The sequence below is a fragment of the Alcaligenes ammonioxydans genome (genome assembly GCF_019343455.1).
Lineage (GTDB): Bacteria > Pseudomonadota > Gammaproteobacteria > Burkholderiales > Burkholderiaceae_B > Alcaligenes > Alcaligenes ammonioxydans.
On the sequence record NZ_CP049362.1, the window covers coordinates 3718048 to 3743882 of the forward strand.

At 54.8% G+C, this 25835-nt stretch carries 20 protein-coding genes and 4 tRNA genes; 6 read left to right on the forward strand and 18 right to left on the reverse strand.

All coding sequences use genetic code 11. The features are described 5' to 3' along the window. Positions 1–79 precede the first annotated feature (79 nt). On the reverse strand, positions 80–451 hold the full coding sequence (rpsL, locus tag FE795_RS16920) for a 30S ribosomal protein S12 (RefSeq protein ID WP_003800872.1): 372 nt from the start codon (positions 449–451) through the stop codon (positions 80–82). A 420-nt stretch (positions 452–871) separates the two neighbouring features. Between rpsL and FE795_RS16925 the strand changes: the two genes are divergently transcribed. The 6 genes from FE795_RS16925 (at position 872) to azu (ending at position 6894) form a co-directional block, all read left to right on the forward strand. Then, positions 872–1576 carry a response regulator transcription factor gene (locus FE795_RS16925; RefSeq protein ID WP_131071099.1) on the forward strand — a complete coding sequence of 235 codons (705 nt, stop codon included), beginning with the start codon at positions 872–874 and terminating at the stop codon, positions 1574–1576. A gap of 10 nt (positions 1577–1586) precedes the next feature. Next, a complete protein-coding gene (locus FE795_RS16930; RefSeq protein ID WP_219235362.1) occupies positions 1587–2678 on the forward strand; it encodes a FecR family protein in 1092 nt (363 codons plus the stop codon). Between the two features lie 19 nt (positions 2679–2697). Continuing rightward, complete coding sequence (locus FE795_RS16935; protein WP_219235364.1) at positions 2698–4665, forward strand: CHASE2 domain-containing protein; 1968 nt, start codon at positions 2698–2700, stop codon at positions 4663–4665. Next, positions 4655–5449 (forward strand): helix-turn-helix transcriptional regulator, encoded by a 795-nt coding sequence (locus FE795_RS16940; RefSeq protein ID WP_003800862.1) that lies wholly within the window; start codon positions 4655–4657, stop codon positions 5447–5449. Before FE795_RS16935 ends, FE795_RS16940 begins: the two co-directional genes overlap by 11 nt. A 103-nt stretch (positions 5450–5552) precedes the next feature. Beyond that, positions 5553–6191, forward strand: coding sequence for a LysE family translocator (locus tag FE795_RS16945; protein ID WP_003800860.1), 639 nt, complete (start codon positions 5553–5555; stop codon positions 6189–6191). A gap of 256 nt (positions 6192–6447) precedes the next feature. Then, positions 6448–6894, forward strand: coding sequence for an azurin (gene azu, locus FE795_RS16950; RefSeq protein WP_003800857.1), 447 nt, complete (start codon positions 6448–6450; stop codon positions 6892–6894). 149 nt (positions 6895–7043) lie between these two features. Here the strand turns inward: azu and rpoC are convergent, their stop codons facing one another. The 17 genes from rpoC to mnmG form a co-directional block, all read right to left on the reverse strand. Continuing rightward, positions 7044–11306 (reverse strand): DNA-directed RNA polymerase subunit beta', encoded by a 4263-nt coding sequence (gene rpoC / locus FE795_RS16955; RefSeq protein ID WP_003800854.1) that lies wholly within the window; start codon positions 11304–11306, stop codon positions 7044–7046. Continuing rightward, complete coding sequence (gene rpoB / locus FE795_RS16960) at positions 11306–15418, reverse strand: DNA-directed RNA polymerase subunit beta (protein WP_003800853.1); 4113 nt, start codon at positions 15416–15418, stop codon at positions 11306–11308. Before rpoB ends, rpoC begins: the two co-directional genes overlap by 1 nt. Before the next feature lie 162 nt (positions 15419–15580). Next, positions 15581–15958, reverse strand: coding sequence for a 50S ribosomal protein L7/L12 (gene rplL, locus FE795_RS16965; protein WP_003800851.1), 378 nt, complete (start codon positions 15956–15958; stop codon positions 15581–15583). A 79-nt stretch (positions 15959–16037) separates the two neighbouring features. Continuing rightward, on the reverse strand, positions 16038–16562 hold the full coding sequence (gene rplJ, locus FE795_RS16970; RefSeq protein WP_003800845.1) for a 50S ribosomal protein L10: 525 nt from the start codon (positions 16560–16562) through the stop codon (positions 16038–16040). A 230-nt stretch (positions 16563–16792) separates the two neighbouring features. Beyond that, positions 16793–17488, reverse strand: coding sequence for a 50S ribosomal protein L1 (gene rplA / locus FE795_RS16975; RefSeq protein ID WP_003800844.1), 696 nt, complete (start codon positions 17486–17488; stop codon positions 16793–16795). A gap of 3 nt (positions 17489–17491) precedes the next feature. After that, complete coding sequence (rplK, locus tag FE795_RS16980; RefSeq protein WP_003800842.1) at positions 17492–17926, reverse strand: 50S ribosomal protein L11; 435 nt, start codon at positions 17924–17926, stop codon at positions 17492–17494. A gap of 67 nt (positions 17927–17993) precedes the next feature. Next, complete coding sequence (nusG, locus tag FE795_RS16985; RefSeq protein ID WP_003800839.1) at positions 17994–18527, reverse strand: transcription termination/antitermination protein NusG; 534 nt, start codon at positions 18525–18527, stop codon at positions 17994–17996. A gap of 9 nt (positions 18528–18536) precedes the next feature. Beyond that, complete coding sequence (secE, locus tag FE795_RS16990) at positions 18537–18917, reverse strand: preprotein translocase subunit SecE (RefSeq protein ID WP_003800836.1); 381 nt, start codon at positions 18915–18917, stop codon at positions 18537–18539. Positions 18918–18962: 45 nt separating this feature from the next. Beyond that, positions 18963–19038, reverse strand: a tRNA-Trp gene (locus FE795_RS16995). A gap of 95 nt (positions 19039–19133) precedes the next feature. Next, positions 19134–20324: an elongation factor Tu gene (tuf, locus tag FE795_RS17000; protein ID WP_059318443.1), complete on the reverse strand. Its 1191-nt coding sequence runs from the start codon at positions 20322–20324 to the stop codon at positions 19134–19136. Between the two features lie 43 nt (positions 20325–20367). Beyond that, a tRNA-Thr gene (locus FE795_RS17005) sits at positions 20368–20442 on the reverse strand. Between the two features lie 38 nt (positions 20443–20480). Next, positions 20481–20554 (reverse strand) — tRNA-Gly (locus FE795_RS17010). A 56-nt stretch (positions 20555–20610) separates the two neighbouring features. Then, positions 20611–20697, reverse strand: a tRNA-Tyr gene (locus FE795_RS17015). Positions 20698–21227: 530 nt separating this feature from the next. Then, complete coding sequence (locus FE795_RS17020; RefSeq protein ID WP_003800820.1) at positions 21228–22166, reverse strand: ParB/RepB/Spo0J family partition protein; 939 nt, start codon at positions 22164–22166, stop codon at positions 21228–21230. 29 nt (positions 22167–22195) lie between these two features. Continuing rightward, positions 22196–23011: a ParA family protein gene (locus FE795_RS17025; protein WP_003800818.1), complete on the reverse strand. Its 816-nt coding sequence runs from the start codon at positions 23009–23011 to the stop codon at positions 22196–22198. A gap of 2 nt (positions 23012–23013) precedes the next feature. After that, on the reverse strand, positions 23014–23685 hold the full coding sequence (gene rsmG, locus FE795_RS17030) for a 16S rRNA (guanine(527)-N(7))-methyltransferase RsmG (RefSeq protein WP_003800816.1): 672 nt from the start codon (positions 23683–23685) through the stop codon (positions 23014–23016). Continuing rightward, positions 23682–25598: a tRNA uridine-5-carboxymethylaminomethyl(34) synthesis enzyme MnmG gene (mnmG, locus tag FE795_RS17035; RefSeq protein ID WP_219235366.1), complete on the reverse strand. Its 1917-nt coding sequence runs from the start codon at positions 25596–25598 to the stop codon at positions 23682–23684. The genes rsmG and mnmG overlap by 4 nt, the downstream gene beginning before the upstream one ends. Positions 25599–25835: the final 237 nt, after the last annotated feature.

Below are 25835 nucleotides of genomic sequence, written 5' to 3' on the forward strand. Positions count from 1 at the left end.
AATGACCACTTACCTACCATGGCGCTCAGGCCACGGTTGCACGGATCCAGATCAGAGAACTGATCAATGGATACATGGATTACTTGGGACGCTTGGCGCCGTACTTGGAGCGGGCTTGCTTACGGTCCTTGACGCCTTGCAGGTCAAGAGCACCGCGAACAATGTGGTAACGCACACCTGGCAAGTCTTTAACACGACCACCGCGGACGAGAACGACCGAGTGCTCTTGCAGGTTGTGGCCTTCACCACCGATGTAAGAAATGACTTCGAAGCCGTTGGTCAGGCGCACTTTGGCGACTTTACGCAGAGCGGAGTTAGGCTTCTTGGGGGTCGTGGTGTATACACGTGTGCAAACACCGCGGCGCTGTGGGCAGTTCTCGAGCGCTGGGCTCTTGCTGCTAACGCGGCTGACTTCGCGCGGTTTACGCACGAGCTGGCTAATGGTTGGCATGACCTTTACGTATCCTATAACGTACTTTACGTACTGGTTGACGTATATGTTTTGAAAAACGCCGTCCAGTTGGCGGGTATTGAAACCCCGGACCGGAAGCGGCATTGCGCAATACCACTCCCCATAAAACACGAAAAAGAGCGGTCTTGCACATGGCTTGGGCTTGATTTCAGACACCAAAAAAGTGCCCGCAGCCCCTAAATTCAGGGCTGCCATCAAATTACTGCAAGGTGTACCGGCAAAGGATCCTTAAAGTAAGCTCTAAAATTTACCACAGTAAACCCTTATAGGTCAACGATTTGGGCGCCAATCCGGCTCTTTCCCGTTGTCAGGGCACACGCATGGAAGCACTTGGTCACTCGCTATCTACATATCGTTATACTGCAGGGCTATTGCACTTCTGCGACAAGGACAATACCCATGATCATCGCTTCCCTGGAAGACGACCTCGTCCAGGCTGAACTGATTGCCCGGATCTTGACCGAGGCTGGCTATGAGTGTCGCTCCTTTCATCAAGGAAAAGACCTGCTGGCCGCCCTGGCCAAGCCACACGATTTCGGTTTACTGCTGCTGGACTGGGAACTGCCGGATGTCAGCGGCCTAGATGTGTTGCGTTGGGTTCGCACCACACTGGGTCATGCTATGCCCGTTCTGTTTCTGACCAGCCGTACCCAGGAAGAGGATCTGGTCACCGGCTTGCAAGCCGGTGCCGACGACTATATTAATAAGCCCGTGCGCAAGGGAGAGCTGGTGGCGCGCGTCAACGCCGCTGTACGACGTCTGGATTTGAACACCACCGTCACACAGGACAGCCGCTTCTCGTTTGCCGGTTACGATATTTTCCCCGAGCAAGGTCAGATCATGCTGGCCGGTGAGACTGTTACCCTGGCCCCCAAAGAGTTCGAGTTGGCTCTTTTGCTGTTTCGCAATCCTGGCCGTTTGTTCTCGCGTGATGTTTTAAGCTCCGCCGTCTGGAATCGGGAGATTCCGGCCACCTCCCGTACGCTGGACACGCATTTGTCCAATATACGCCGCAAGCTCCAGCTGCGCCCTGAAAACGGGGTACGCCTGACCGCGTCCTACGCTCTGGGCTATCGCCTTGAACTTTTGACCGACCCTAGCTAGTCCACTTTTTATGATTAATCTGCGTATCGCCGCCCCCCTTGTCTGCGGCTTGATCTGGGGCGGTCTTGTGTCCGCCCAGCCTTCGGGCGCTCGTGGCGAAAATTTTGTCTACAAAGTTCTGGCCGGAGACACCCTGCTGGACATTTCCCAGACATACACACGCCAAGGGCGCAACTGGTCCGAGATCCAGCGCTTGAATGCGGTGGCCGATCCGTATCGCCTACCCATTGGCAAGGAGCTGCATATTCCGTTTCGCATGATCCCGGAAGTGGACGCCCCAGCCCGCATCACCCATCAGACCGGCCATATCCTGGTCAATGGTCAGACTCTGGCCGCGGGGACCACGCATTTACAGGAAGGAGATCTGATCCAGACGGGCAGCAATGGCTACCTGACACTGGAACTGCAAGATGGCAGTCAACTCAGTGTGCCTGCTCAGGCTTCACTAAATGTGACGCGTCTGCGGGCCTTTGAGGGGACGGGCCTGACCGATTCGATCATTGCCCTGGACGACGGCGATGTGGAATCGCGGGTTTCACCTGAAAAAAATGGAGTGGGCCGCTTTGAAGTGCGCACCCCAGTCAGCATTACGGGGGTACGTGGGACCGAGATGCGCGTTCGCACCCAGCGTGGCATGGCACACAGCGAAGTGCTGACGGGCCGTGCCGAGCTGGGCACGCAGCAGCGCGACACTCCCACAAGTTTGAAACAGAATCAGGGTGCTGCAGTGGGCACGGACGGCAGTATTCTGGCATTGCAGCCGTTGTTGCCTGCCCCGCAGATTTCCAAGCCTGAGCGTCGCGGTGGTCAATGGAACAGTACGATTCAAGCTGTGCCCGGTGCTCAGGCCTATCTGGTCCAGACCTCCACCGACCCGCAAGGCGCCAAGCTGCTGTGGCGCGACATTACAACAGATACGGAGATACAGTTCGGTGCCTCACGCCCCGGCACCTACTACGTCACCGTACGTGCCATTGACCGCCACGGGCTGATGGGCCCGGACACGATCGAAAGCTTTGAAGGCGCCGCCAGCCTGACCAGCTCGGATGGCCAAGCCGTGGTCAACCGTTTTGGCGACCCCATTCTCTTGACGCAGTTCTAGAACCTGAACGGCAGACGGCATGAGCAGCCCGGCCCCTGAAAACAACAAGCTCCTCTCGGACCGGATTCGGAAAGAGTGGCATCTGGTGTCGGGTTTGCTCATGTTACTGACCCTGCTGTTCAGCGTCGTGCGTGATGATGGTGCGCTGGGCAAACTTAATAACCTGATCTACGACTTCACCATGGCGGCTGCATTCACGCAGCCCGCCCCGTCAGATATTGTTATCGTCGCCATCGACGACTACAGCATTTCCCAACTGGGATTCTGGCCTTGGCGACGTATCCATCATGCGCAACTGCTCGGCCGTCTTGCACAGGCACGCGCGGTTGGCATCGATCTGGTGTTTCAGGAACCCAACCCTGTCTACCCCAGTGATGACCGTGCCTTGGCCCAAGCGATTGAGCAACACGGGCGCGTTGTACTGCCCTTGATTTATGACACCCAGCGCCAGGAAGTCAATACCGCGATTCCTATGCTGAGCCTGGCCGCAAAAGCGGCAGGCTACATCAACATCGAACCCGATTCGGATGGGGTGGTACGACGCGTCGCCCTGCAGCGACTCACCCCTTCTGACCAGATTCTGCCGCACTTCACGATCGCCATGTTGATGACGGGCGACGATGTGGATCTGGCCCTGCACGCCCTGAACGCCAGCCAATCCGACACGCCCCACATTCCTTTCCTGGGCCGCAGCGGGCACTTTCAAACCGTCCCTTACTTTAATGTCCTCAATGGCGATATCCCGCCCTCCTTTTTCAAGGACAAATATGTATTGGTTGGAGCATGGGGGAGTGGGCTGGGCGACACCTTCCCCACTCCCTTATCCAAAGCCGGCCTGAGCAGCATGTCCGGGGTGGAAATTCTAGCCAATACCTTACAGGCCGTCCGCAGCGACAACTGGATACGCACTCCCCCGGCCTGGTTCATCGCCCTGGCCAGTTGCCTGCCCGTTCTGCTGGCTTGTCAGGTGCTGTTTTATCTGTCACCGCGCGCAACCTTGCTGGGCCTGATCGGCTTGGTCATTGCCATTTTGCTGGTGAACTGGGTGGCCATGCACGCCTTTGATCTGTGGATTCCACCCTTGGCCAGTCTGATGACTGTCCTGCTGGCCTATCCCCTTTGGCACTGGCGCAGTCAGGAAGCGGCGCTCAATCAGGTGACCGAGGAACTGAACAAGCTGCAACTGGAGTACCCCGATGTCAGGACAGCGCTGAACGAGCGCCTGTCCGGTCTAAGTACGCGCAACCTTCCCCATCGACTGACCCAGCTGCACAAGTCCATTAATTTGTTGCGTCAGGCACAAACCAAGCGGGAAGAGACATTGCGCTTCATTTCACATGATATGCGGGCGCCTCAAAACTCTATTCTGGCCTTGACCAGCTTACAGCGTCAGGATCAAAGTAAACTGCCACCCGATCAATTCCTGCACAAGATGGAGGGTTATGCCGAGCAGACCCTGGAACTGGTCGACAACTTCATCAGCCTGGCGCGAGCCGAAGCCATGGAAATGGTGCTGAGCCCCTTGAGTCTGCCTGATTTGCTGGCAGACTGTCTGGATGATGCCTGGGCCAGCGCCAACAAACGCTCCATCAGTCTGAATCTGAATGATTCGGATCTGATATGGATAAAGGGCAATGCTCCCATGCTGCGCCGCGCTTTTACCAATCTGATTCAAAACGCCATCAAATACGGGCCAGACGGCAATCGGATCGACATAGACCTGATTGCCGAACCGCAAACCGTGCAGGTCCGGGTCATGGACCAAGGCTGGGGTGTACCGGCAGATAAACGGGCAAGTATTTTTGAGCCTTATCACCGGGCCCATGAAAATACAGCAGGCGCCCCTTCGGGTAGCGGACTGGGCCTGGCGTTTGTAAAAACCGTAATCAACAAACATGATGGCGATATCGTGCTCGATAGCACGCGTGAACAGGGCTGTACCTTTATTGTCTCCCTGCCCCGCCTGGATAGTAGCGATGAAGACTGAGTTCTGGCGTGACCCGGCCTTGCCTTATGTGGAAAGTCGCCGTGCCTGCGACAGCCGGGTCTGTTACCAGCAACACAGCCACCCCACCTATTCGATTGGCGCAGTCGACGCAGGTGGCAGTATTTTTAGCGGAGCACCTGGCGGCCCCGTGCCGCTTGCTCCGGGTTCAGTCGTCTTGATCCCGGCCCATCGCAGCCACGCCTGCAACCCTAGACCTGACCAGACCTGGAGCTACCAGATGCTGCACCTGGACGCGACATGGCTGGAACAGTTATGGCAAGAAAGCACAGGGTTCAGGCCCAAGACCGCAGAGCCTGTTCGTGTCAGTCACCAGCCCTCGCTTTATGCCGCCTACTGTGAGCTGAACACAGTCTTGTTCTCTGAGGCCTCCGTACTGAACAAAGAGGCGGCACTGATCGACTTTTTGCTCCATCACTGGCCAGATCAGGCTCAACTCCTGGTGCCTTCGCCTCCGCCCAGCCCCCTGTTGCAAAAAACCCTGAAACGCTGGATTGAAGGCCAGCTAGCCACTGTGCCCCTGCACGAGCTGGCTCAGGAAACAGGGCTGAGCCGCTATCAGCTCATTCGAGCCTTTCGTCGCCACACGGGTCTGACGCCGCAGCGCTGGCAACTGAATCAACGTGTCAATCTGGCTCGCCATGCCTTACGGGAAGGGGACGGGCTGGCAGACATTGCCTATCGTCTGGGTTTTGCCGATCAAAGCCATTTTCAGCGCGTTTTCAAACTCTATACCGGCGTCACCCCCGGGCAATATCGCGGCTAATTCCGCTCTCCCCGCCACCGCAACGAGGAGACAGACGCACTTTTATTCAATACGGCGCCTTTCCTGTCCGGGCACACTGCATTTTTTGTCTGGATATACCGCCGTGTCCCTGTTCTTGCTGATCGCCAGCACCCATTTTCTGGCACTTCTTTCGCCAGGCCCAGATTTTTTCCTGATTACCCACAGTACCTTGACCCATGGACGACGAGTCGCAAGCGGTGTCTGCGCCGGCGTCGCCCTGGCTAATGGGATTTATATCGCTCTGGCCCTGACCGGCTTTGCCCGACTCAGCCTCAACAGTCCGCTCTTTTTGCTGATGCAAACCACCGGTGGACTGTATCTGCTGTATTTAGGCGTGAAATTTCTGCAGGCAGCCCGTCGCCCCTCGTCGCGGCATCGGCTCCCCGCCACGGCTTCTTGCCCAGGCGGGTGGTGGCGCCATGCTCTGCTAGGTCTGCTATCAGGGCTACTGAACCCAAAGAACGCCCTGTTCTATGCCAGCCTGGCCTCCGTGCTGGCCAGTCGCCATACCGACACCCATGTGCAGATGCTACTGGGTTTGTGGATGTTTCTGACCGTGCTGATCTGGGACTTGTTCCTGACCCTACTAATCGGACATCCCCATTGGCAACACCACATTGAAAAATATCTTCCCTATGTGCAACGGCTCTGCGGCCTGCTGCTGTGCCTGATTGCAGCAGCCGCATTGCTAAATGTCATTACGCACTTGGGTGGAGCCTGAGCTTGCAAAAAGCACAAGCCAGTCCACGCCAGCCGTCAAGCACCCAGGAGGCGATAGAGCAAAGCTGTTAGAGCCACATCAAACGATGAGAAAACAAATCATTTGCGAGCTCTGACGGGGCAACATAAGCCGGTAAAATAGTCCGGGTCTACGTTTTGTTAAGCACCTTGAGTGCGCGACAGTCTATGCTGTAAGACCGGAACAACACTTGGGTGTCCCGTTCCATTTTTAAGTCTGTTTTCGAGGAGTTACTAGAATGTTTGCCAAAATCGCTTTTACAGCCGTTCTTGGATTGGCTAGCGTGCCTGCTTTTGCTGCGTGCGACGTCAGCATTGAAGGCAATGACTCCATGCAGTTCAACACCAAGAGCATCGTTGTTGACAAGACATGCAAGGAATTCACGATCAACCTGAAACACACCGGCAAGCTGCCCAAAGCAGCCATGGGCCACAACGTGGTTGTCTCGAAAAAATCCGACGAAAGCGCAGTTGCCACTGACGGGATGAAAGCCGGCCTGGACAACAACTACGTCAAAGCGGGTGACGAGCGCGTTATCGCTCACACCGACGTGATCGGTGGTGGCGAAAGCACCTCCGTCACTTTTGACGTCTCCAAGCTGAAAGAAGGCGAAGACTACGCGTTCTTCTGCTCTTTCCCCGGCCACTGGAGCATCATGACTGGCGAAATCAAGCTGGGCAGCTAATACGTTGCTTGCAGCCGCTAGACGGCCATAAAAAAACCCCACGTGGCAAAGCCATGTGGGGTTTTTTACTGGGCGATCCAGTTATATGCCGACTATCCTGCTGGTTCCCCACCCCCTGTGTAAGCCGGGTGGGAATCCTGCATGGTCGTTTATTCCTGTTCGCCTTCAGGGGCTTGAGGCTGCTGCTCAGGCTCGGTCGCACCCGACACAAAGACGGGATCGTCCGAAGGCTCAGGAGCCGACGCGAATGGGTTCTCCAGTTCACGGGCTGCTTTGCGCTCTGCCATTTCAAAGGCTTCTTTTTCCTTGCGGGCGGAATGGAAAGCCATACCGGTACCAGCAGGAATCAGACGGCCCACGATCACGTTTTCTTTCAGACCACGCAGATCGTCGGTTTTGCCCATAATGGCCGCTTCGGTCAACACGCGAGTGGTTTCCTGGAAGGAAGCCGCCGAGATGAAGGAGTCGGTCGACAGCGAAGCCTTGGTAATACCCAGCAGTACGTTTTCGTACGTAGCAGGGATACCGTTTTCAGCCAGGACGCGATCGTTCTCGTTCAGCAGTTCGGAGCGTTCAACCTGTTCACCCGTGATGAAGTTGGTATCACCGGCATCCACAATGTTCACGCGGCGCAGCATCTGACGAACAATCACTTCAATGTGCTTGTCGTTGATCTTCACACCTTGCAGACGGTAGACGTCCTGCACTTCGTTAACAATGTAGTTAGCCAGCTTCTCGATACCCTTCAAGCGCAGGATGTCGTGCGGATCGGCTGGGCCGTCCACAATCATCTCGCCCTTGTTCACCACTTGACCGTCGTGAGCCAGAACCTGTTTTTCCTTCGGAATCAGGAACTCGTGGCTGACGCCGTCCAGGTCGGTAATGACCAGACGCTGTTTGCCCTTGGTGTCTTTACCGAAGGAAACCGTACCCGTAACTTCGGCCAGCAGACCGGCGTCCTTGGGCGAACGAGCTTCGAACAGTTCGGCCACACGTGGCAGACCACCGGTAATATCCCGAGTCTTTTGCGATTCCTGAGGAATACGCGCCAGAATCTCACCCACGGACACTTGCTGACCGTCGCGAACGGTAATCAGCGCGCCCACCGGGAAGGAGATATTGACCATGTGATCGGTACCCGCGATCTTGATCTCCTGACCTTGCTCGTTCAGCAGCTTGATCTGTGGACGCATGGTGATCTTGCCACCACGTGTCTTGGGAGTGATCACAACCAGAGTCGACAGACCGGTTACTTCGTCCACCTGACGAGCCACGGTCACGCCTTCTTCGATGTTCTCGAAGCGAACGGTACCGGTGTACTCGGACACGATAGGACGGGTCAGCGGGTCCCAGCTAGCCAGGCGCTGACCAGCCTTGATCGCTTCGCCATCGCCCACCGTAATGGTGGCACCGTAAGGCACTTTGTGGCGTTCGCGCTCGCGGCGGTTGTCGTCAAAAATGACGATTTCACCGGAACGGGAGATCGCAACACGTTCGCCCTTGGCGTTGGTCACGTAGCGCAGACCGATTTCAAAGCCGACCGTACCAGCCGTCTTGGTTTCCACCGAGCTTGCCAGCGCTGCACGCGAAGCCGCACCACCAATGTGGAACGTACGCATGGTCAGCTGGGTACCCGGTTCACCGATGGACTGAGCAGCAATAACACCGATAGCTTCACCACGGTTAACCAGCATACCGCGGCCCAGATCACGACCGTAGCAGCTTGCGCACAAACCGTGACGGGTTTCGCAAGTCAGCGGAGTACGGATCTTGACTTCATCAATACCCAGATTGTCGATCAGGTCGACCAGGTCCTCGTTCAGCAAGGTGCCGGCGGGGATGACCAGTTCCTGATTGTCAGGATTGACGATATCGGTCGAAGCGACACGGCCCAGAATCAGATCGCGCAGGGGCTCGATAACCTCACCACCATCCAGGATGGCTTTCATGGTGTAGCCGCCCTTGGTGCCGCAATCGTCTTCGGTAATGACCAGATCTTGCGTCACGTCGACCAGACGACGCGTCAGGTAACCGGAGTTAGCCGTCTTCAAGGCCGTGTCGGCCAGACCCTTACGCGCACCGTGAGTCGAAATAAAGTACTGCAGTACGTTCAGACCTTCACGGAAGTTCGCGGTAATAGGCGTTTCAATAATGGAGCCATCAGGCTTGGCCATCAGACCACGCATACCGGCCAGCTGACGAATCTGTGCAGCCGAACCACGAGCACCGGAGTCCGCCATCATGTAGATGGAGTTGAAGGACTCTTGACGTACTTCTTCACCAAAACGGTTGATCACTGGCTCGGAAGCCAGCTGCTCCATCATGGCCTTGCCCACGCGGTCACCGGCTTTACCCCAGATGTCCACCACGTTGTTGTAGCGTTCCTGAGCGGTCACCAGACCCGAGGAGTACTGCTTGTCAATTTCTTTGACCTCGTTGCTCGCCTGGGCCAGGATGCTTTCCTTGACAGCAGGCACCACCATGTCGTTCATGGCGATGGAAATGCCGCCACGGGTTGCCAGACGGAAACCGGACTGCATCAACTTGTCGGCAAAAATCACAGTGGCACGCAGGCCGCAGCGACGGAAAGACTGGTTGATCAGGCGCGAAATTTCTTTCTTTTTCAACGCACGATTCAAGGCGCTGAAAGGCATGCCCTTGGGCAGAATTTCGGACAGCAAGGCACGGCCAGCCGTCGTCTCGTAACGCTTGATGGTCTTGACCCACTCACCGTCTTCGCCCTTCTCGAACTCTTCGATACGGACGGTCAGACGAGTTTGCAGCTCGACTTCCTTGTTGTCATAGGCGCGCTGAACTTCAGCCACGTCGGCCATGAACAAGCCTTCGCCCTTGCCGTTCACCAGTTCGCGGGTCGCATAGTACAGACCCAACACGATATCCTGGGAAGGAACAATGGAAGGTTCGCCGTTGGCGGGGAACAGCACGTTGTTGGAGGCCAGCATCAGGGTGCGCGCTTCCAGCTGGGCTTCCAGCGACAGCGGCACGTGAACGGCCATCTGGTCACCGTCAAAGTCAGCGTTAAAGGCGGCACACACCAGGGGGTGCAGCTGAATCGCTTTACCTTCAATCAGGACCGGTTCAAAAGCCTGAATACCCAAACGGTGCAGCGTAGGCGCACGGTTCAGCATCACGGGATGCTCGCGGATCACCTCTTCGAGGATGTCCCACACGACCGGTTCCTGGCTTTCCACCAGCTTCTTGGCTGCCTTGATGGTCGTAGCCAGACCCATCAATTCCAGACGATTGAAAATGAAAGGCTTGAACAGTTCCAGCGCCATCAGCTTGGGCAGACCGCACTGGTGCAGCTTCAACTGAGGACCCACCACAATCACGGAACGACCGGAGTAGTCCACGCGCTTGCCCAGCAGGTTCTGACGGAAACGACCGCTCTTGCCCTTGATCATGTCGGCCAGGGACTTGAGTTGACGCTTGTTGGCGCCGGTCATGGCTTTGCCGCGACGACCGTTATCCAGCAAGGAGTCCACGGACTCTTGCAGCATACGTTTTTCGTTGCGCAAGATGATGTCCGGAGCCTTCAGTTCCAGCAGACGCTTCAAACGGTTATTACGGTTGATGACGCGGCGGTACAGATCGTTCAGGTCGGAAGTCGCAAAACGGCCGCCGTCCAGTGGTACCAGCGGACGCAGGTCCGGTGGCAGCACGGGCAGCACTTCCATGATCATCCAGTCTGGCTTGATGCCGGATTTCTGGAAGCCTTCCAGCACTTTCAGACGCTTGGAGATCTTCTTGATCTTGGCATCCGAGCCAGTGGCTTTCAGTTCGGCACGCAGGCGCTCGACTTCGCGATCGATGTCGATAGTACGCAGCAGTTCGCGCACGGCTTCCGCACCCATCAGGGCGTGGAAGTCGTCACCGTATTCTTCGGTCTTGGCCAGGAAATCGTCGTCGGACATGATCTGACCGCGCTTGAGCGGGGTCATACCAGGTTCGATCACGCACCAGGCTTCAAAGTACAGCACGCGCTCGATGTCACGCAGGGTCATGTCCAGCACCATGCCCAGACGGGATGGCAGGCTCTTCAGGAACCAGATGTGAGCAACCGGGCAGGCCAGTTCAATGTGACCCATACGCTCGCGACGTACTTTGGAGACGGTGACTTCAACGCCACACTTCTCGCAAATGACGCCACGATGCTTCAGACGCTTGTACTTGCCGCACAAACATTCGTAGTCCTTGATGGGACCAAAAATCTTGGCGCAAAACAGACCATCACGCTCAGGTTTGAAAGTGCGATAGTTGATGGTCTCTGGCTTGCGGACTTCGCCGAAAGACCAGGACCGGATTTTCTCGGGCGAGGCGATGCCGATCTTGATGGCATCGAACTGCTCGTCCTGAGTGACTTGTTTAAAGAGATCGAGTAGCGCTTTCATTATTTACGCTCCAAATCCATGTCCAGGGACAAGGAACGGATTTCCTTGACCAGAACGTTAAAGGACTCCGGCATACCGGCGTCGATCACGTGGTCACCCTTGACAATATTCTCGTAGACCTTGGTACGGCCGGCGATGTCGTCGGATTTAACCGTGAGCATTTCCTGCAGGGTGTAGGCGGCGCCATAGGCTTCCAGCGCCCAGACTTCCATCTCCCCGAAGCGCTGACCACCGAACTGCGCCTTACCACCCAGCGGCTGCTGAGTAACCAGCGAGTATGGACCGGTGGAACGGGCGTGCATCTTGTCATCGACCAGGTGATGCAACTTCAGGTAGTGCATGTAGCCTACGGTGACCATGCGTTCAAAGGCTTCGCCGGTACGACCGTCAAACAGGCGGACCTGGGTGCGGTGGGGTGCCAGCTGCAGCTTCTCGGCGATATCGTCAGGATAGGCCAGACGCAACATCTGGTCGATTTCCTGTTCGGTGGCACCGTCGAACACAGGGGTTGCCAGAGGCAGACCTTTTTGCAAGTTGGTGGCCAGGTTCATCACTTCCTCGTCAGTCAACTCGTTAATACGAGTTTTCTTGCCGGTCGTGTTGTAGACCTTGTCCAGGAACGCACGCAGTTCGGAAACCTGCACGTTCTTTTCCTCTTGCATCATGTCGTTGATGCGGTGGCCAATACCCTTGGCAGCCCAACCCAGGTGCACTTCCAGAACCTGACCCACGTTCATACGCGAAGGCACGCCCAGCGGGTTCAGCACGATGTCCACGGGGGTACCGTCAGCCATGTGCGGCATGTCTTCCACGGGAACGATGCGGGAAACCACACCCTTGTTACCGTGACGACCGGCCATCTTGTCACCAGGCTGCAGACGACGCTTCACAGCCAAGTAAACCTTGACCATTTTCAGCACGCCAGGAGGCAGTTCGTCGCCTTGGGTCAGCTTCTTGCGCTTTTCTTCAAAAGCCAAGTCGAACTGGTGACGCTTCTGCTCCAAGGATTCCTTGGTGTGCTCCAGCACCAGTGCATGCTGCTCGTCAGCCAGACGGATGTCGAACCACTGCCAGCGATCCAGATCGTTCAGGTATTCAGCGGTCAGCTCAGTGCCCTTGGGCAGCTTGCGGGGACCACCGTTGACGGTTTTACCGACCAGGAACTTCAAGGCACGGTCAAAGGCGTCGTCTTCAACGATTTGCAGCTGGTCGTTCAGGTCCTGACGGTAGCGACGCAGTTCATCATCAATGATGGACTGGGCGCGCTTGTCACGCTCGATACCTTCACGGGTAAAGACTTGGACGTCGATCACCGTACCGACCATACCCGAAGGCACGCGCAGGGAGGTGTCTTTAACGTCGGAGGCTTTTTCACCAAAAATGGCGCGCAGCAGCTTTTCTTCTGGGGTCAGCTGAGTTTCACCCTTGGGTGTCACTTTACCGACCAGCACGTCGTCGGCACGCACTTCGGCGCCGATGTACACAATGCCGGAATCGTCCAGACGGTTCAGCTGAATTTCGGACAGGTTGCTGATATCGCGAGTGATATCCTCAGGTCCCAGCTTCGTGTCACGGGCAACCACCGTCAGTTCTTCAATGTGAACCGACGTGTAGCGATCGTCAGCCACGACCTTCTCGGAGATCAGAATCGAGTCCTCGAAGTTGTAGCCGTTCCAGGGCATAAAGGCGATCAGCATGTTCTGACCCAGCGCCAATTCGCCCAGGTCAGTCGATGCGCCGTCAGCCAGCACGTCACCACGCGCCACGATATCGCCACGTTTGACGATAGGACGCTGGTTGATGTTGGTGTTCTGGTTGGAACGGGTGTATTTGGTCATGTTGTAGATATCTACACCGACCTCACCTGCCACGTTCTCGTCATCGTGCACACGAATAACCACGCGTTGTGCATCAACGTCCACCACCACACCGCCACGACGGGCTTGTACGGTCGTACCCGAGTCAACCGCTACCGTACGTTCGATACCGGTACCGACCAGAGGCTTCTCAGGGCGCAGGCAAGGAACTGCCTGACGCTGCATGTTGGCGCCCATCAGTGCTCGGTTGGCGTCATCGTGCTCCAGGAACGGAATCAGCGACGCAGCCACAGACACGATCTGCGACGGAGCCACGTCCATGTAATGGATGTTCTCTGGCGCCGTCATCATGGTTTCACCCGCCTCACGGCAGGCAACCAGATCATCTGCAAAAGCACCGTCTTCGGTCAACTCGGCGTTAGCCTGAGCGATGACGTAATTGCTTTCTTCAATGGCCGACAGGTAATCGATCTGCTCGCTGACCTTACCGTCAACAATCTTGCGGTACGGTGTTTCCAGAAAGCCGTACTCGTTCAGACGAGCGTACAGCGCCATGGAGTTGATCAGACCAATGTTTGGACCTTCAGGCGTTTCAATCGGGCACACGCGACCGTAGTGGGTGGGGTGCACGTCGCGCACCTCAAAGCCCGCACGTTCACGCGTCAGACCACCAGGGCCCAGAGCCGAAACACGACGCTTGTGCGTGATTTCGGACAGCGGGTTGGTTTGGTCCATAAATTGCGACAGCTGGCTGGAACCGAAGAACTCCTTGACGGCCGCAGAGATAGGCTTGGAGTTGATCAGATCGTGCGGCATCAGGTTTTCGGTCTCGGCCTGGCCCAGACGTTCCTTAACAGCACGCTCCACACGCACCAGTCCGGCGCGGAACTGGTTCTCGGCCAATTCGCCCACGCAACGAACACGACGGTTACCCAGGTGATCGATATCGTCGATCTGACCGCGGCCGTTACGCAGATTCACCAGCACCTGAATGGTGTCCAGAATATCTTCGTCGGTCAGGGTCATGGGCCCTTCAATGCTGTCACCACGACCCAGACGGCTGTTGACCTTCATGCGACCCACACGCGACAAGTCGTAGGACTCTTCGCTGTAGAACAGACGGTTGAACAGGGCCTCAACCGCTTCTTCGGTTGGTGGCTCGCCGGGACGCATCATGCGATAGATCGCGATACGGGCTGCATTGGAATCCGCCGTCTCGTCAGTGCGCAGGGTCAGGGAGATAAAGCCGCCCTGATCCAGTTCATTGATGTACAGGGTCTCGAAGTCACGCACATTGGCTGCGCGCATTTCGGCCAGAATGGATTCGGTGATTTCGTCGTTGGCGTTGGCAATCACCTCGCCGGTTTCGGCGTTGATGATGTTCTTGGCCAGCACACGACCCAGAAGGAAATCTTCCGGGATGGAAATGTATTCGATCTTGGCTGCTTGCAGGTCGCGCAAATGCTTGGCATTGATGCGCTTGTCCTTTTCAACCAGTACGCGACCATCACGATCGGTAATGTCGAAACGGGCAACCTCGCCCTTCCAGTGTTCTGGAACGAATTGCAGCTTGCCGCCTTCCTGATGCAGTTCGATGTGATCGAACTCGAAGAAGTGCGCCAGGATCTGTTCTGGCGTCAGGCCAATGGCCTTTAGCAAAATGGTCACAGGCATTTTGCGACGACGGTCGATACGGAAGAACAGAATGTCCTTAGGATCGAACTCGAAGTCCAGCCAGGAACCACGGTAAGGAATCACGCGAGCCGAGAACAGCAACTTGCCCGAGCTGTGCGTTTTACCGCGGTCGTGTTCAAAGAACACACCGGGAGAACGGTGCAGCTGGGAAACGATGACTCGTTCGGTACCGTTGATCACAAAAGAGCCGTTATCGGTCATCAGGGGCATTTCGCCCATGTAGACCTCTTGCTCTTTTACTTCCTTGACGGTAGGCTTGCTCACCTCGCGGTCCATCAGGACCAGACGAACCTTCGCCCGCAAGGGGGAGGCATAGGTCAAACCACGAAGTTGACACTCTTTGACGTCGAACACCGGTTCGCCGAGCGTATAGCTCACGAACTCTAGCCGCGCCATTTGGTTATGGCTTACTATTGGAAATATGGAACTGAAAGCTTCCTGCAGGCCTTCAACCTTACGCTGCGAAGGCGGCGTGTCCTTCTGCAAGAAGGTTCTGAAAGAATGCAGCTGGGTAGCCAACAGGTAAGGAACCTGCTGTACGTCTTCACGTTTGGCGAAGCTCTTGCGTATGCGCTTTTTTTCGGTGTACGAATAAGGCATGAGCACTCCGACTCAAGGGTTACACGGACCGTCAACCACGGCCCTGGTTTACGACTCTAAAAAACCCGACTTTCTACAATACTAATTAAAAATCGTGGGTTTTCTGGAAACGCAAAAGCCCGGGAAGGCTTGAAACGCATTCCCGGGCATCTATCGATACTCTTACTTGAGCTCGATCTTGGCGCCAGCTTCTTCCAGCTTCTTCTGAGCGTCTTCAGCATCAGCTTTGGACAGGCCTTCTTTAACAGCCTTAGGAGCACCGTCAACCAGATCTTTGGCTTCTTTCAGGCCCAGACCGGTGATTTCGCGCACGACTTTAATGACGCTAACTTTGTTTGCGCCAACGTCAGCCAGGAACACGGTGAATTCGGTTTGCTCTTCAGCGGCAGCAGCAGCGCCACCAGCAGCAGGAGCTGCAACAGCAACAGCGGCGGCAGCAGCCGACACACCGAATTTTTCTTCCATTTCTTTGATCAGCTCGGACAGTTCGAGCACGGACATTGCGCCGATGGCGTCAAGGATTTCAGCTTTAGTAGCCATTTTTAAGAACTCCAGATATTAGGTAAATGCCAGGTTTGGTTGTCGTTCGCAACGACGAAGTTTCCTGAAAGAAAACAGCTTACGCAGCTTCTTTCTGATCGCGCACAGCCGCCAGGCCGCGAACAAACTTGGTGGGAACTTCGTTAAGCGTACGCACAAAAGTAGCGATAGGTGCTTGCATGGTGCCCAGCAGTTTCGCCAGCAATTCGTCACGCGAGGGCATTGTGGCCAGAGCCTTAACACCATCAGCACTCAGAACGCTATTGGGCAGCGCACCGCCCATGATGACCAATTTGTCATTGGTCTTGGCAAAATCTGCAACGACTTTCGCCGCAGCCACAGGATCTTCACTGATGGCGTACATCAGAGGACCCACGAGCTGGCTGGAGATACCGTCAAACGAGGTACCTGTCAGCGAACGACGAACCAGCGTGTTTTTCAACACACGCAGGTACACGCCAGACTCACGCGCTTTTTTGCGCAATACGGTAGCAGAAGCGACGTCCAGACCACGGTACTCGGCGATAATGATCGATTGGGCCTTTGCCAGTTCGGCAGTGACTTCTTCGATGACTACCGCTTTCTCTTCACGATTGAGACTCACGGTTGAACACTCCTTCAAACGATGTCGGGAAGGCTTCCCAACATCAACCGAATGCGGCGCACCTGGACGAGTTCTATAACGAATTCTTCCACGGGCGCCGTCTACGCTGGATAGGACATTTGCCCTGATTAAGTAGCCAGCTATGTCAGCCTGACTGCTCCAACGGTCTTTGACAGCAATGACCCTGTAAACAGGGTCACAGCCCAAAGTTCTTTTTTTCTAACTGTGGATTAAGCAGTCAGAGATGCAATTTCAACACGTGCACCGCCACCCATGGTGGAGGACACGGCAACCTTGCGCAGGTAAACACCCTTGGCAGCGGCTGGACGAGCCTTGTTCAAGGCATCAACCAGAGCAACCAGGTTGGTCTGCAGCTGTTCAACATTGAACGAGGCACGACCGATGGTGCTGTGAATGATACCGGCCTTGTCAGTACGGTACTGAACCTGACCAGCCTTGGCATTTTTGACAGCGGTAGCAACGTCAGGCGTTACCGTACCCACTTTGGGGTTTGGCATCAGGCCGCGAGGACCCAGAACCTGACCCAGGGTACCCACAACACGCATCGTGTCGGGCGAGGCGATCACAACATCAAAGTCCATTTGACCGGCTTTGATCTGTTCGGCCAGGTCGTCCAGACCGACGATGTCGGCGCCAGCTTCACGAGCGGCGTCAGCTTTTTCACCTTGGGCGAAAACGGCAACACGAACGGTCTTGCCGGTACCAGCAGGCAGAACCACCGAGCCACGAACCAGTTGGTCGGACTTACGGGGATCGATGCCCAGCTGAACAGCGATATCGATGGACTCGTCAAACTTGGCAGTGGCCGTTTCTTTTACCAGGGCCAGAGCTTCGGCCACAGGGTAGAACTTGTTGCGGTCGATCTTGGCAGCAATAGCGGCTGCGCGTTTGCTTACTTTAGCCATGATTTACACCACCCCTTCAACGTTGATGCCCATGCTGCGAGCGCTGCCAGCGATGGTACGCACAGCGGCGTCCAGATCGGCGGCGGTCAGGTCGGGTTGTTTGGTCTTGGCGATTTCTTCAGCCTGAGCGCGAGTCAGCGTACCGACTTTGTCCGCGTTAGGACGTGCAGAACCGGATTTGATGCCAGCAGCCTTTTTGATCAGGATGGTTGCTGGAGGAGTCTTCATGATGAACGTGAAGCTCTTGTCAGCAAAAGCGGTGATCACCACAGGAATAGGCAGACCGGGTTCCAGACCCTGTGTCTGGGCGTTGAACGCCTTGCAGAATTCCATGATGTTCAGACCGCGCTGACCCAGCGCTGGACCGATTGGAGGGGATGGGTTTGCCTTACCAGCTGGGACTTGCAGCTTGATAAAGCCGACGATTTTCTTCGCCATGCTTAGCTCCTTGCGGGTGATGACGCCTGACGCAGGCTGCGACAGGCTTCCCGGGGGTTGTAGTTAATCAGGTCTTTTCGACTTGATCGAAATCGAGTTCGACAGGGGTAGCGCGGCCGAAAATGGTAACGGTGACACGAACCTTGTTTTTCTCGTAGTTAACTTCTTCGACGTTACCGTTGAAATCTGCAAACGGACCGTCCTTGACGCGTACCAGTTCGCCAACCTCAAACAGCACTTTGTGCCGTGGCTTCTCAACGCCCTCTTCCATTTGCGACAGGATTTTTTCCACTTCGCGCTCGGAGATAGGAGCGGGACGGTTACCGGAACCGCCCAAAAAGCCGGTGACTCGCGGCGTACTTTTTACCAAATGCCAGGTTTCGTCGGTCAAGGCCATCTCGACCAGGACGTAACCAGGGTAAATACGTCGCTCTGTAATTGATTTCTTGCCGTTCTTTACTTCAACGACTTCTTCCGATGGAACCAGAATGCGACCAAACGCTTCTTGGAGTTCAGCGCGTTCAATGCGCTCCACCAGAGCTTTGTGCACGCTTTTTTCCATGCCGGAATAAACGTGAACCACATACCAGCGTTTGCTCATGTGTGCCCTTTATTTCCAGCCCAGCAACAGGCCATAAATGATCCAGCCGAGCCCTTTGTCAATCAGCCACAACAAAATGGCCATAACGGAAACAAACACAAAGACGATGCCCGTCATTTGCGTTGCTTCTTTACGAGATGGCCAGTGGACGCGTCGCACTTCCGTGTAGGCATCACGAGAAAAAGCGACCAGACGACGGCCTGTATCGCTAAACCAGATGATCAATGCGGCAACGATTAAGCTGGCTACAAATACCCCAGCGCGAACCAGTGAATTTTGGCCATCCAGAACGGAATAGCCAACAATACCGGCGGCGACGACTAGGACCGCTAGGCCCAGCTTGATGCGCTCGGAACCTCGGTTAACGGTTTCTACGTTGGTATTCGACATATTCCGACGAGTGACGCCACGCGAGATGGTGGCGAGTGACTGTGGTGGCAGGGGCAGAAGGAATCGAACCCTCAACCTTCGGTTTTGGAGACCGACGCTCTGCCAATTGAGCTATACCCCTATACCGTGACAAATCATAGCGCGTTAAATTGCTATGTTTGGCTTTTAGGCAAAAGAGGATATTAACCTCTTTTGCCCAAAATTACTACTCTTTTTTTACTTGATGATTTTTGCCACCACGCCAGCGCCAACGGTACGGCCGCCTTCGCGAATAGCGAAGCGCAGACCTTCTTCCATGGCGATAGGAGCGATCAGGGACACTTTCATCGAAATGTTGTCGCCTGGCAGAACCATTTCCTTGTCTTCTGGCAGCTCGATCGTGCCGGTCACGTCAGTTGTACGGAAGTAGAACTGAGGACGGTAGCCCTTGAAGAAAGGCGTGTGACGACCACCTTCTTCTTTGGACAAAATGTACACCTCGGCGTCGAAGTCCGTGTGTGGCTTGATCGAACCAGGTTTGGCCAGAACTTGACCACGTTCCACGTCTTCACGCTTGGTACCACGCAGCAACAGACCGACGTTATCGCCAGCTTCGCCTTGGTCCAGCAGTTTGCGGAACATTTCAACGCCGGTACAAATGGTCTTGACCGTGTCTTTGATACCCACGATTTCGATTTCTTCGCCGACTTTGATGATGCCGCGCTCAATACGACCGGTCACAACCGTACCACGGCCGGAGATCGAGAACACGTCTTCAACAGGCATCAAGAAGGTACCGTCAACGGCACGCTCAGGCGTAGGAATGTAGGTGTCCAGCGCTTCGGCCAGAGCCAGAACAGCTTGGCTGCCCAGTGGGCCTTCGTCGCCTTCCAGAGCCAGTTTGGCCGAACCCTTGATGATCGGGGTGTCGTCGCCAGGGAAGTCGTACTTGGACAACAGCTCACGAACTTCCATTTCAACCAGTTCGATCAGCTCTTCGTCATCAACCATGTCGGCCTTGTTCAGGAACACGATGATGTAAGGAACGCCAACCTGACGGCTCAGCAGGATGTGCTCGCGAGTCTGGGGCATTGGGCCGTCAGCGGCCGAGCAAACCAAGATAGCGCCGTCCATCTGGGCAGCACCGGTAATCATGTTCTTGACGTAGTCAGCGTGGCCGGGGCAGTCAACGTGAGCGTAGTGACGGTTAGGCGTTTCGTACTCAACGTGCGACGTGCTGATGGTGATACCACGTGCTTTTTCTTCAGGGGCGTTGTCGATCTGCGAGTAATCGCGTGCTTCGCCGCCGTATGCCTTGGACAGAACCGTGCAGATTGCAGCGGTCAGAGTGGTTTTACCGTGGTCAACGTGACCGATAGTACCGACGTTGACGTGCGGTTTAGTCCGTTCAAACTTGCCTTTAGCCATGGCAGACTCCTGAAGGGATAGAACGATAGAGAGAAGAGAGATGTGGTGCCCATGACGCGGATCGAACGCGTGACCTCTCCCTTACCAAGGGAGTGCTCTACCACTGAGCCACATGGGCATTCAACTTCAGCCGAGCGTGGCTAAAGATTTTAAACCTGGAGCGGGTGAAGGGGATCGAACCCTCGTCTTAAGCTTGGAAGGCTTCTGCTCTACCATTGAGCTACACCCGCAGACTTTTCTTCACCCTCTCCTAAAGTTGCCTTGCTGGCTAACTTTAGAAAAGTGCTGGTGGTGGGAGTTGGATTCGAACCAACGTAGGCGCAGGGCCAACAGATTTACAGTCTGCCTCCTTTAACCACTCGGACATCCCACCCGAAGCGAAAATCGAATTATGGACACATTTTAGGATGTCGTCAAGTCTTTTGACAAGAAAACTGAATAATTCACGGAATTTTTTTAAAAAATGGCGATTCAAATCCCTTTTCCTCCGGTTTTGCTCCGTTTTCAGGGTGACTTTTCGGCTCATTTCGAGCGTATTGGAAAAAGGGAAATTGGTGTGAAATCCGGGTAAACACCGCATTTTCTTCGTATTTTTACTCTTTTTTTTGTAAGCAAAAGATACTGTAGCCTGTTTTTAGATTTTTAGTTCCAACTACCGCTGCGCCCAAGCTTTTGGATTCAGCGCTGTCTGCGCTCTGCAAGCAGTTGCCCCTGGCATTGGATAAAGTCACCTGGTCTGTCAGCAGTTCCACGGCCCTTCCAGCCTCATCGTCCTTGAATAGCCCTTTCCGACAAAAGCGTGCTGCCATTGATCCGGCAAGACAGGGGCAAACGACATACAAAGCAAAGAAAAAGCCGACCTACAGTCGGCTTTTAAATATGGCGACATTGCCCCGGCCTGACTTAATCGTCAGTCTGATCCAACAAGGACGACAAGCCCTGCTTTTCCAGCAAGGCATTCAAATGCTCCCAGCCATGAAAAGCGATTTGCAGTTGACCCTTATCCTTGGCCCCCACCTTCAGGGTCACTTTTGTGCCCAGGTGGTCCGACAACACCTTTTCAAACCGCTGAACATCGCCACTGCGACTTGCTTTGTTGTGCGCCTGCTTGCTGGCCGGCTCATCATCCTCATGCAAGGCGCGCGCGACCAGCTTCTCGGTTTCACGCACCGACAGTCGTCGAGCGATCACTTCATTGGCCAGCATGATCTGTCGTGCCGCATCCACCGCCAGCAAGGCACGAGCATGCCCCATGTCAATATCCCCTGCCAGCAACATGATCTGAACAGGTTCGGCCAGGTTGATCAGGCGCAACAGATTGCTGGTCGTCGAACGCGATCGACCAATGGCCTGGGCGGCCTGCTCATGGGTCAACCCGAACTCATCCAGCAGACGCTTCACACCTTGTGCTTCTTCAAGCGGATTAAGGTCTTCACGCTGAATGTTCTCGATCAGGGCCATGATAGCGGCGTTTTCATCGCCCACTTCCCGAACCAGGACCGGCACTTCTTCCAAGCCCGCAATCTGGGAGGCCCGAAAACGGCGTTCACCGGCGATGATCTCGTACTTGCCTTTGTCCTTACCGGATAAAGGACGCACCAAAATAGGTTGCATCACGCCTTGTGCGCGAATGGATTCGGCCAGCTCATTCAGAGCGCCTTCGTCCATGCGGGTACGTGGCTGATACACCCCGGCCTTGAGCAGCTTGACCGGCAACGTGGAAGGCGGGCCATCGCTCACTGCCGCTTCGCCTTTCTTTCCTATGCTTGCGATAGCGCCTGCGTCTGCGCCGAGCAAGGCATCCAAGCCTCGACCTAGACCTTTGGGTTTTCGTGTAGCCATGCTTACATTCCTATTGATTCTTATGTGCCTTATGCCTTGTCGCTGCGGGATTCTTTTTTCAAGCGTTTGATCAGCTCTTTGCCAAAATCCATATAGGCCTTGGCGCCCCGGGAATTCTTGTCATAAACAATACCTGGCATGCCGTGACTTGGCGCTTCCGCCAAACGCACATTACGTGGCACTACTGTCTTGAACACCTTATCGCCAAAGTGTGTCTCGATCTGGTTGGACACCTGCTGCTGCAAGGTAACGCGCCCATCAAACATCACTCGCAGCAAACCAATCAACTGCAAATCCGGGTTGATATTGCGATAGACCCGCTTGACTGTATTGACCAGGTCCGACAGCCCTTCCAATGCAAAGTACTCGCACTGCATGGGGATAATCACGCCGTGCGCGCTGGCCAGACCATTCAGTGTCAGCAGCGACAAGGTAGGCGGGCAGTCAATCAACACAAAATCATAATCGTCCAGGACCTGTGCCAGCGCTTGTTTGAGCTGTTGCTCACGCTCTTGCATCTGAATCAGGTCAATTTCAGCCCCCGAGAGCTCCCTGTTGGAAGGCAGGACATCGTAACCACCTGTTTCTGAATGTATCTTTACATTAGCAATGCTTTCATCGCCAATCAGCACTTGATACAAATTACCCGATAGGCTGTTTTTATCAATGCCGCTGCCCATGGTGGCATTGCCTTGGGGGTCCAGGTCGATCAATAAAACTTTTTTCTTCAAGGCAGCAAGTGCAGCGGCCAAGTTAATGGCTGTGGTTGTCTTGCCTACCCCTCCTTTCTGGTTTGCAATACAAAACACATAGGCACGGGGAGTTTTTACGTCGTTTTTACTCATGATTATCCTTGCTGCACCAACCACACTAGACAACGCTGTGCCTCTAGCTCCGGTACGGTTAATGATTCAATTCGTTCGACCTGCCAGTTGCTTTCGGATTGCAAGGCAGCTATCTCCAGATCGGGTTCTTTACCCTTCATAGCCGCAATGCGCCCACCTGGACGAACATGCCTACCTGCCAAATTCACAAAATCAAGCAGCGAAGAAAAAGCTCGGGAAACTACGATATCTGCTTGCAAAGGTTCCTGCTGCTCTACCCGTACATGCATGGCTGATAAATTGGGCAAACCCAATGCCCCAACCATTTGCTGGACAAATGCCATTTTTTTCTCGACCGCATCAATGCAGGTAATGTTCCACGTGGAACATGAGGCAGCCAAAACCACCCCCGGCAAGCCGGCCCCCGATCCCACATCTACAATCCGAACCGCTTCCTGAGTCGGAAGATTTTTACTGGCCAGATAATTCTGAAACGGTCGAACAATCGACAGGCTATCAAAAATATGTTGCACCAGCATTTGATCTGGGTCACGCAAGGCGGTCAGATTATAGGTACGGTTCCAGCGCTGCAATTGCTTGATGTAGTCGAGCAGCTTGCGCACCAGTACGGGGTCCTGATCAAGCCCCAGATCTACCAGGGCCTGATTCAGACGTTTTGAATACATATCACTCATGCCGATTGCTTGCTTTTCTGCTTGCGTTTCAGGTGTACCAACAATAATGAAACCGCGGCGGGAGTCACACCTTGAACCCGTCCGGCCTGTCCAATCGTCAATGGCTTAGCCGCCTTCAACCGTTGGCGAACTTCGATCGACAAGCCTTTGATATCGTCATAATCCAGATCCTCTGGAATACCCTGCTCTTCCAGGGCTGCCTGTCGCGTCACCTCATCCTGCTGGCGCGCTACATAGCCGGCGTACTTAACCTGAATCTCCACCTGTTCAATATGAACTGGATCTTCTAAGCCTGGTCCCGCTACGGGTAGTCCTTGGTCGTTCAGTACGGCCATCAACTTCCCATAGCCCACTTCAGGCCGCTTGAGCAAATCAAAAAAGGAATACTCCCGTTCGATATTTTTACCTAACAGTGCTTGGGCTTGCTCAGAAGGCAGACTGCGAGGGTTCACCCAAGTTCCCTTCAAACGCTCAATTTCACGTGCGACAGCGTCACGCTTGCGGTTGAAATGGTCCCACCGAGCATCATCCACCAGGCCCAGTTCACGACCAATTTCGGTCAGCCGCTGATCGGCATTATCCTCCCGTAAGCTCAACCGGTATTCAGCACGTGAAGTGAACATGCGGTAAGGCTCGGTGACACCGCGAGTGATCAGGTCGTCAACCAAGACGCCAAGATAAGCCTCATTACGACGAGGGTACCATTGCTCTTTATCCTGGGCTAAACGGGCCGCGTTCACCCCCGCCAACAAGCCCTGAGCGGCGGCTTCCTCGTAACCTGTCGTGCCATTGATCTGACCGGCAAAGAACAAGCCACGAATCTGCTTGGTCTCCAACGTGGGATACAGGGATCGAGGGTCGAAATAATCGTACTCAATCGCGTAGCCTGGGCGCATGATGCGGGCATTCTCCAAGCCAGGCAGACTGCGCACCATAGCTAACTGAATATCAAATGGCAAGCTAGTTGAAACACCATTTGGATAAATCTCGGTGGTGCTCAGCCCTTCGGGCTCCAGAAATACTTGATGACTGCTTTTGTCCGCAAAGCGATGAATTTTGTCTTCGATCGATGGACAGTAGCGTGGACCAATTCCCTCAATCGTTCCCTGGTCGCTATACATAGGCGAACGATCCAGACCCGAGCGAATAATGTCGTGAGTACGCTCGTTGGTATGCGTAATCCAGCACGGCATCTGTTGGGGATGCATGGAAACATCCCCCATATAAGAGAACACCGGAATGGGATCACTATCGCCGGGCTGAACTTCCAGACGGGAAAAATCGATGGTATTGGCATCAATACGCGGAGGGGTTCCTGTCTTCAATCGCCCTTGGGGCAGTTGCAGTTCCCGCAAGCGATGCGCCAGGCTGATGGAAGGGGGGTCCCCTGCCCGACCGGCAGAATAGTTATTCAGGCCCACATGGACCAAACCATTCAAAAAAGTACCTGCCGTCAGAACCACGGACTTGGCCTTGAACTCCAAGCCAATCTTGGTCACGGCACCGACCACCCGATCACCTTCCACAATCAGGTCCTCGACCGACTGTTGGAACACCATCAAATTGGGTTGATTCTGCAGAACCTTTCGAATAGCCTTGCGGTACAGGGAACGATCCGCCTGTGCACGAGTAGCACGCACCGCTGGGCCTTTGGAGCTATTCAGGGTGCGAAATTGAATACCTGCGCGGTCGGTAGCCAAAGCCATTGCCCCGCCCAATGCATCTACTTCCTTAACCAAATGGCCCTTACCAATCCCGCCGATGGAAGGATTGCAGGACATCTGTCCCAAGGTATCCATATTATGGGTTAGCAATAAGGTAGACACGCCGGTTCGAGCTGCCGCTAAAGCCGCTTCGGTACCAGCATGTCCGCCGCCTATGACAATAACGTCAAACTCTTCGGGATAAATCATGTCAGAACAGCTAAAAAATAAAAATCAATTATACGATTACCAGCGAGGTATGTTCCACGTGAAACACATGGAATCTGGATCTGTTCCACGTGGAACACACTTTTTTGCGTAAATACCACTGTGGATAACTTTGTGGAGAAAGAGGCCGTTTTTTCAAGTCGGACTTAACCAAGAGACGCGGAGCAACGCTACAAAGCCAATCCTCGAGGGGATGACGCTATGGAGCGAAGCCATAAA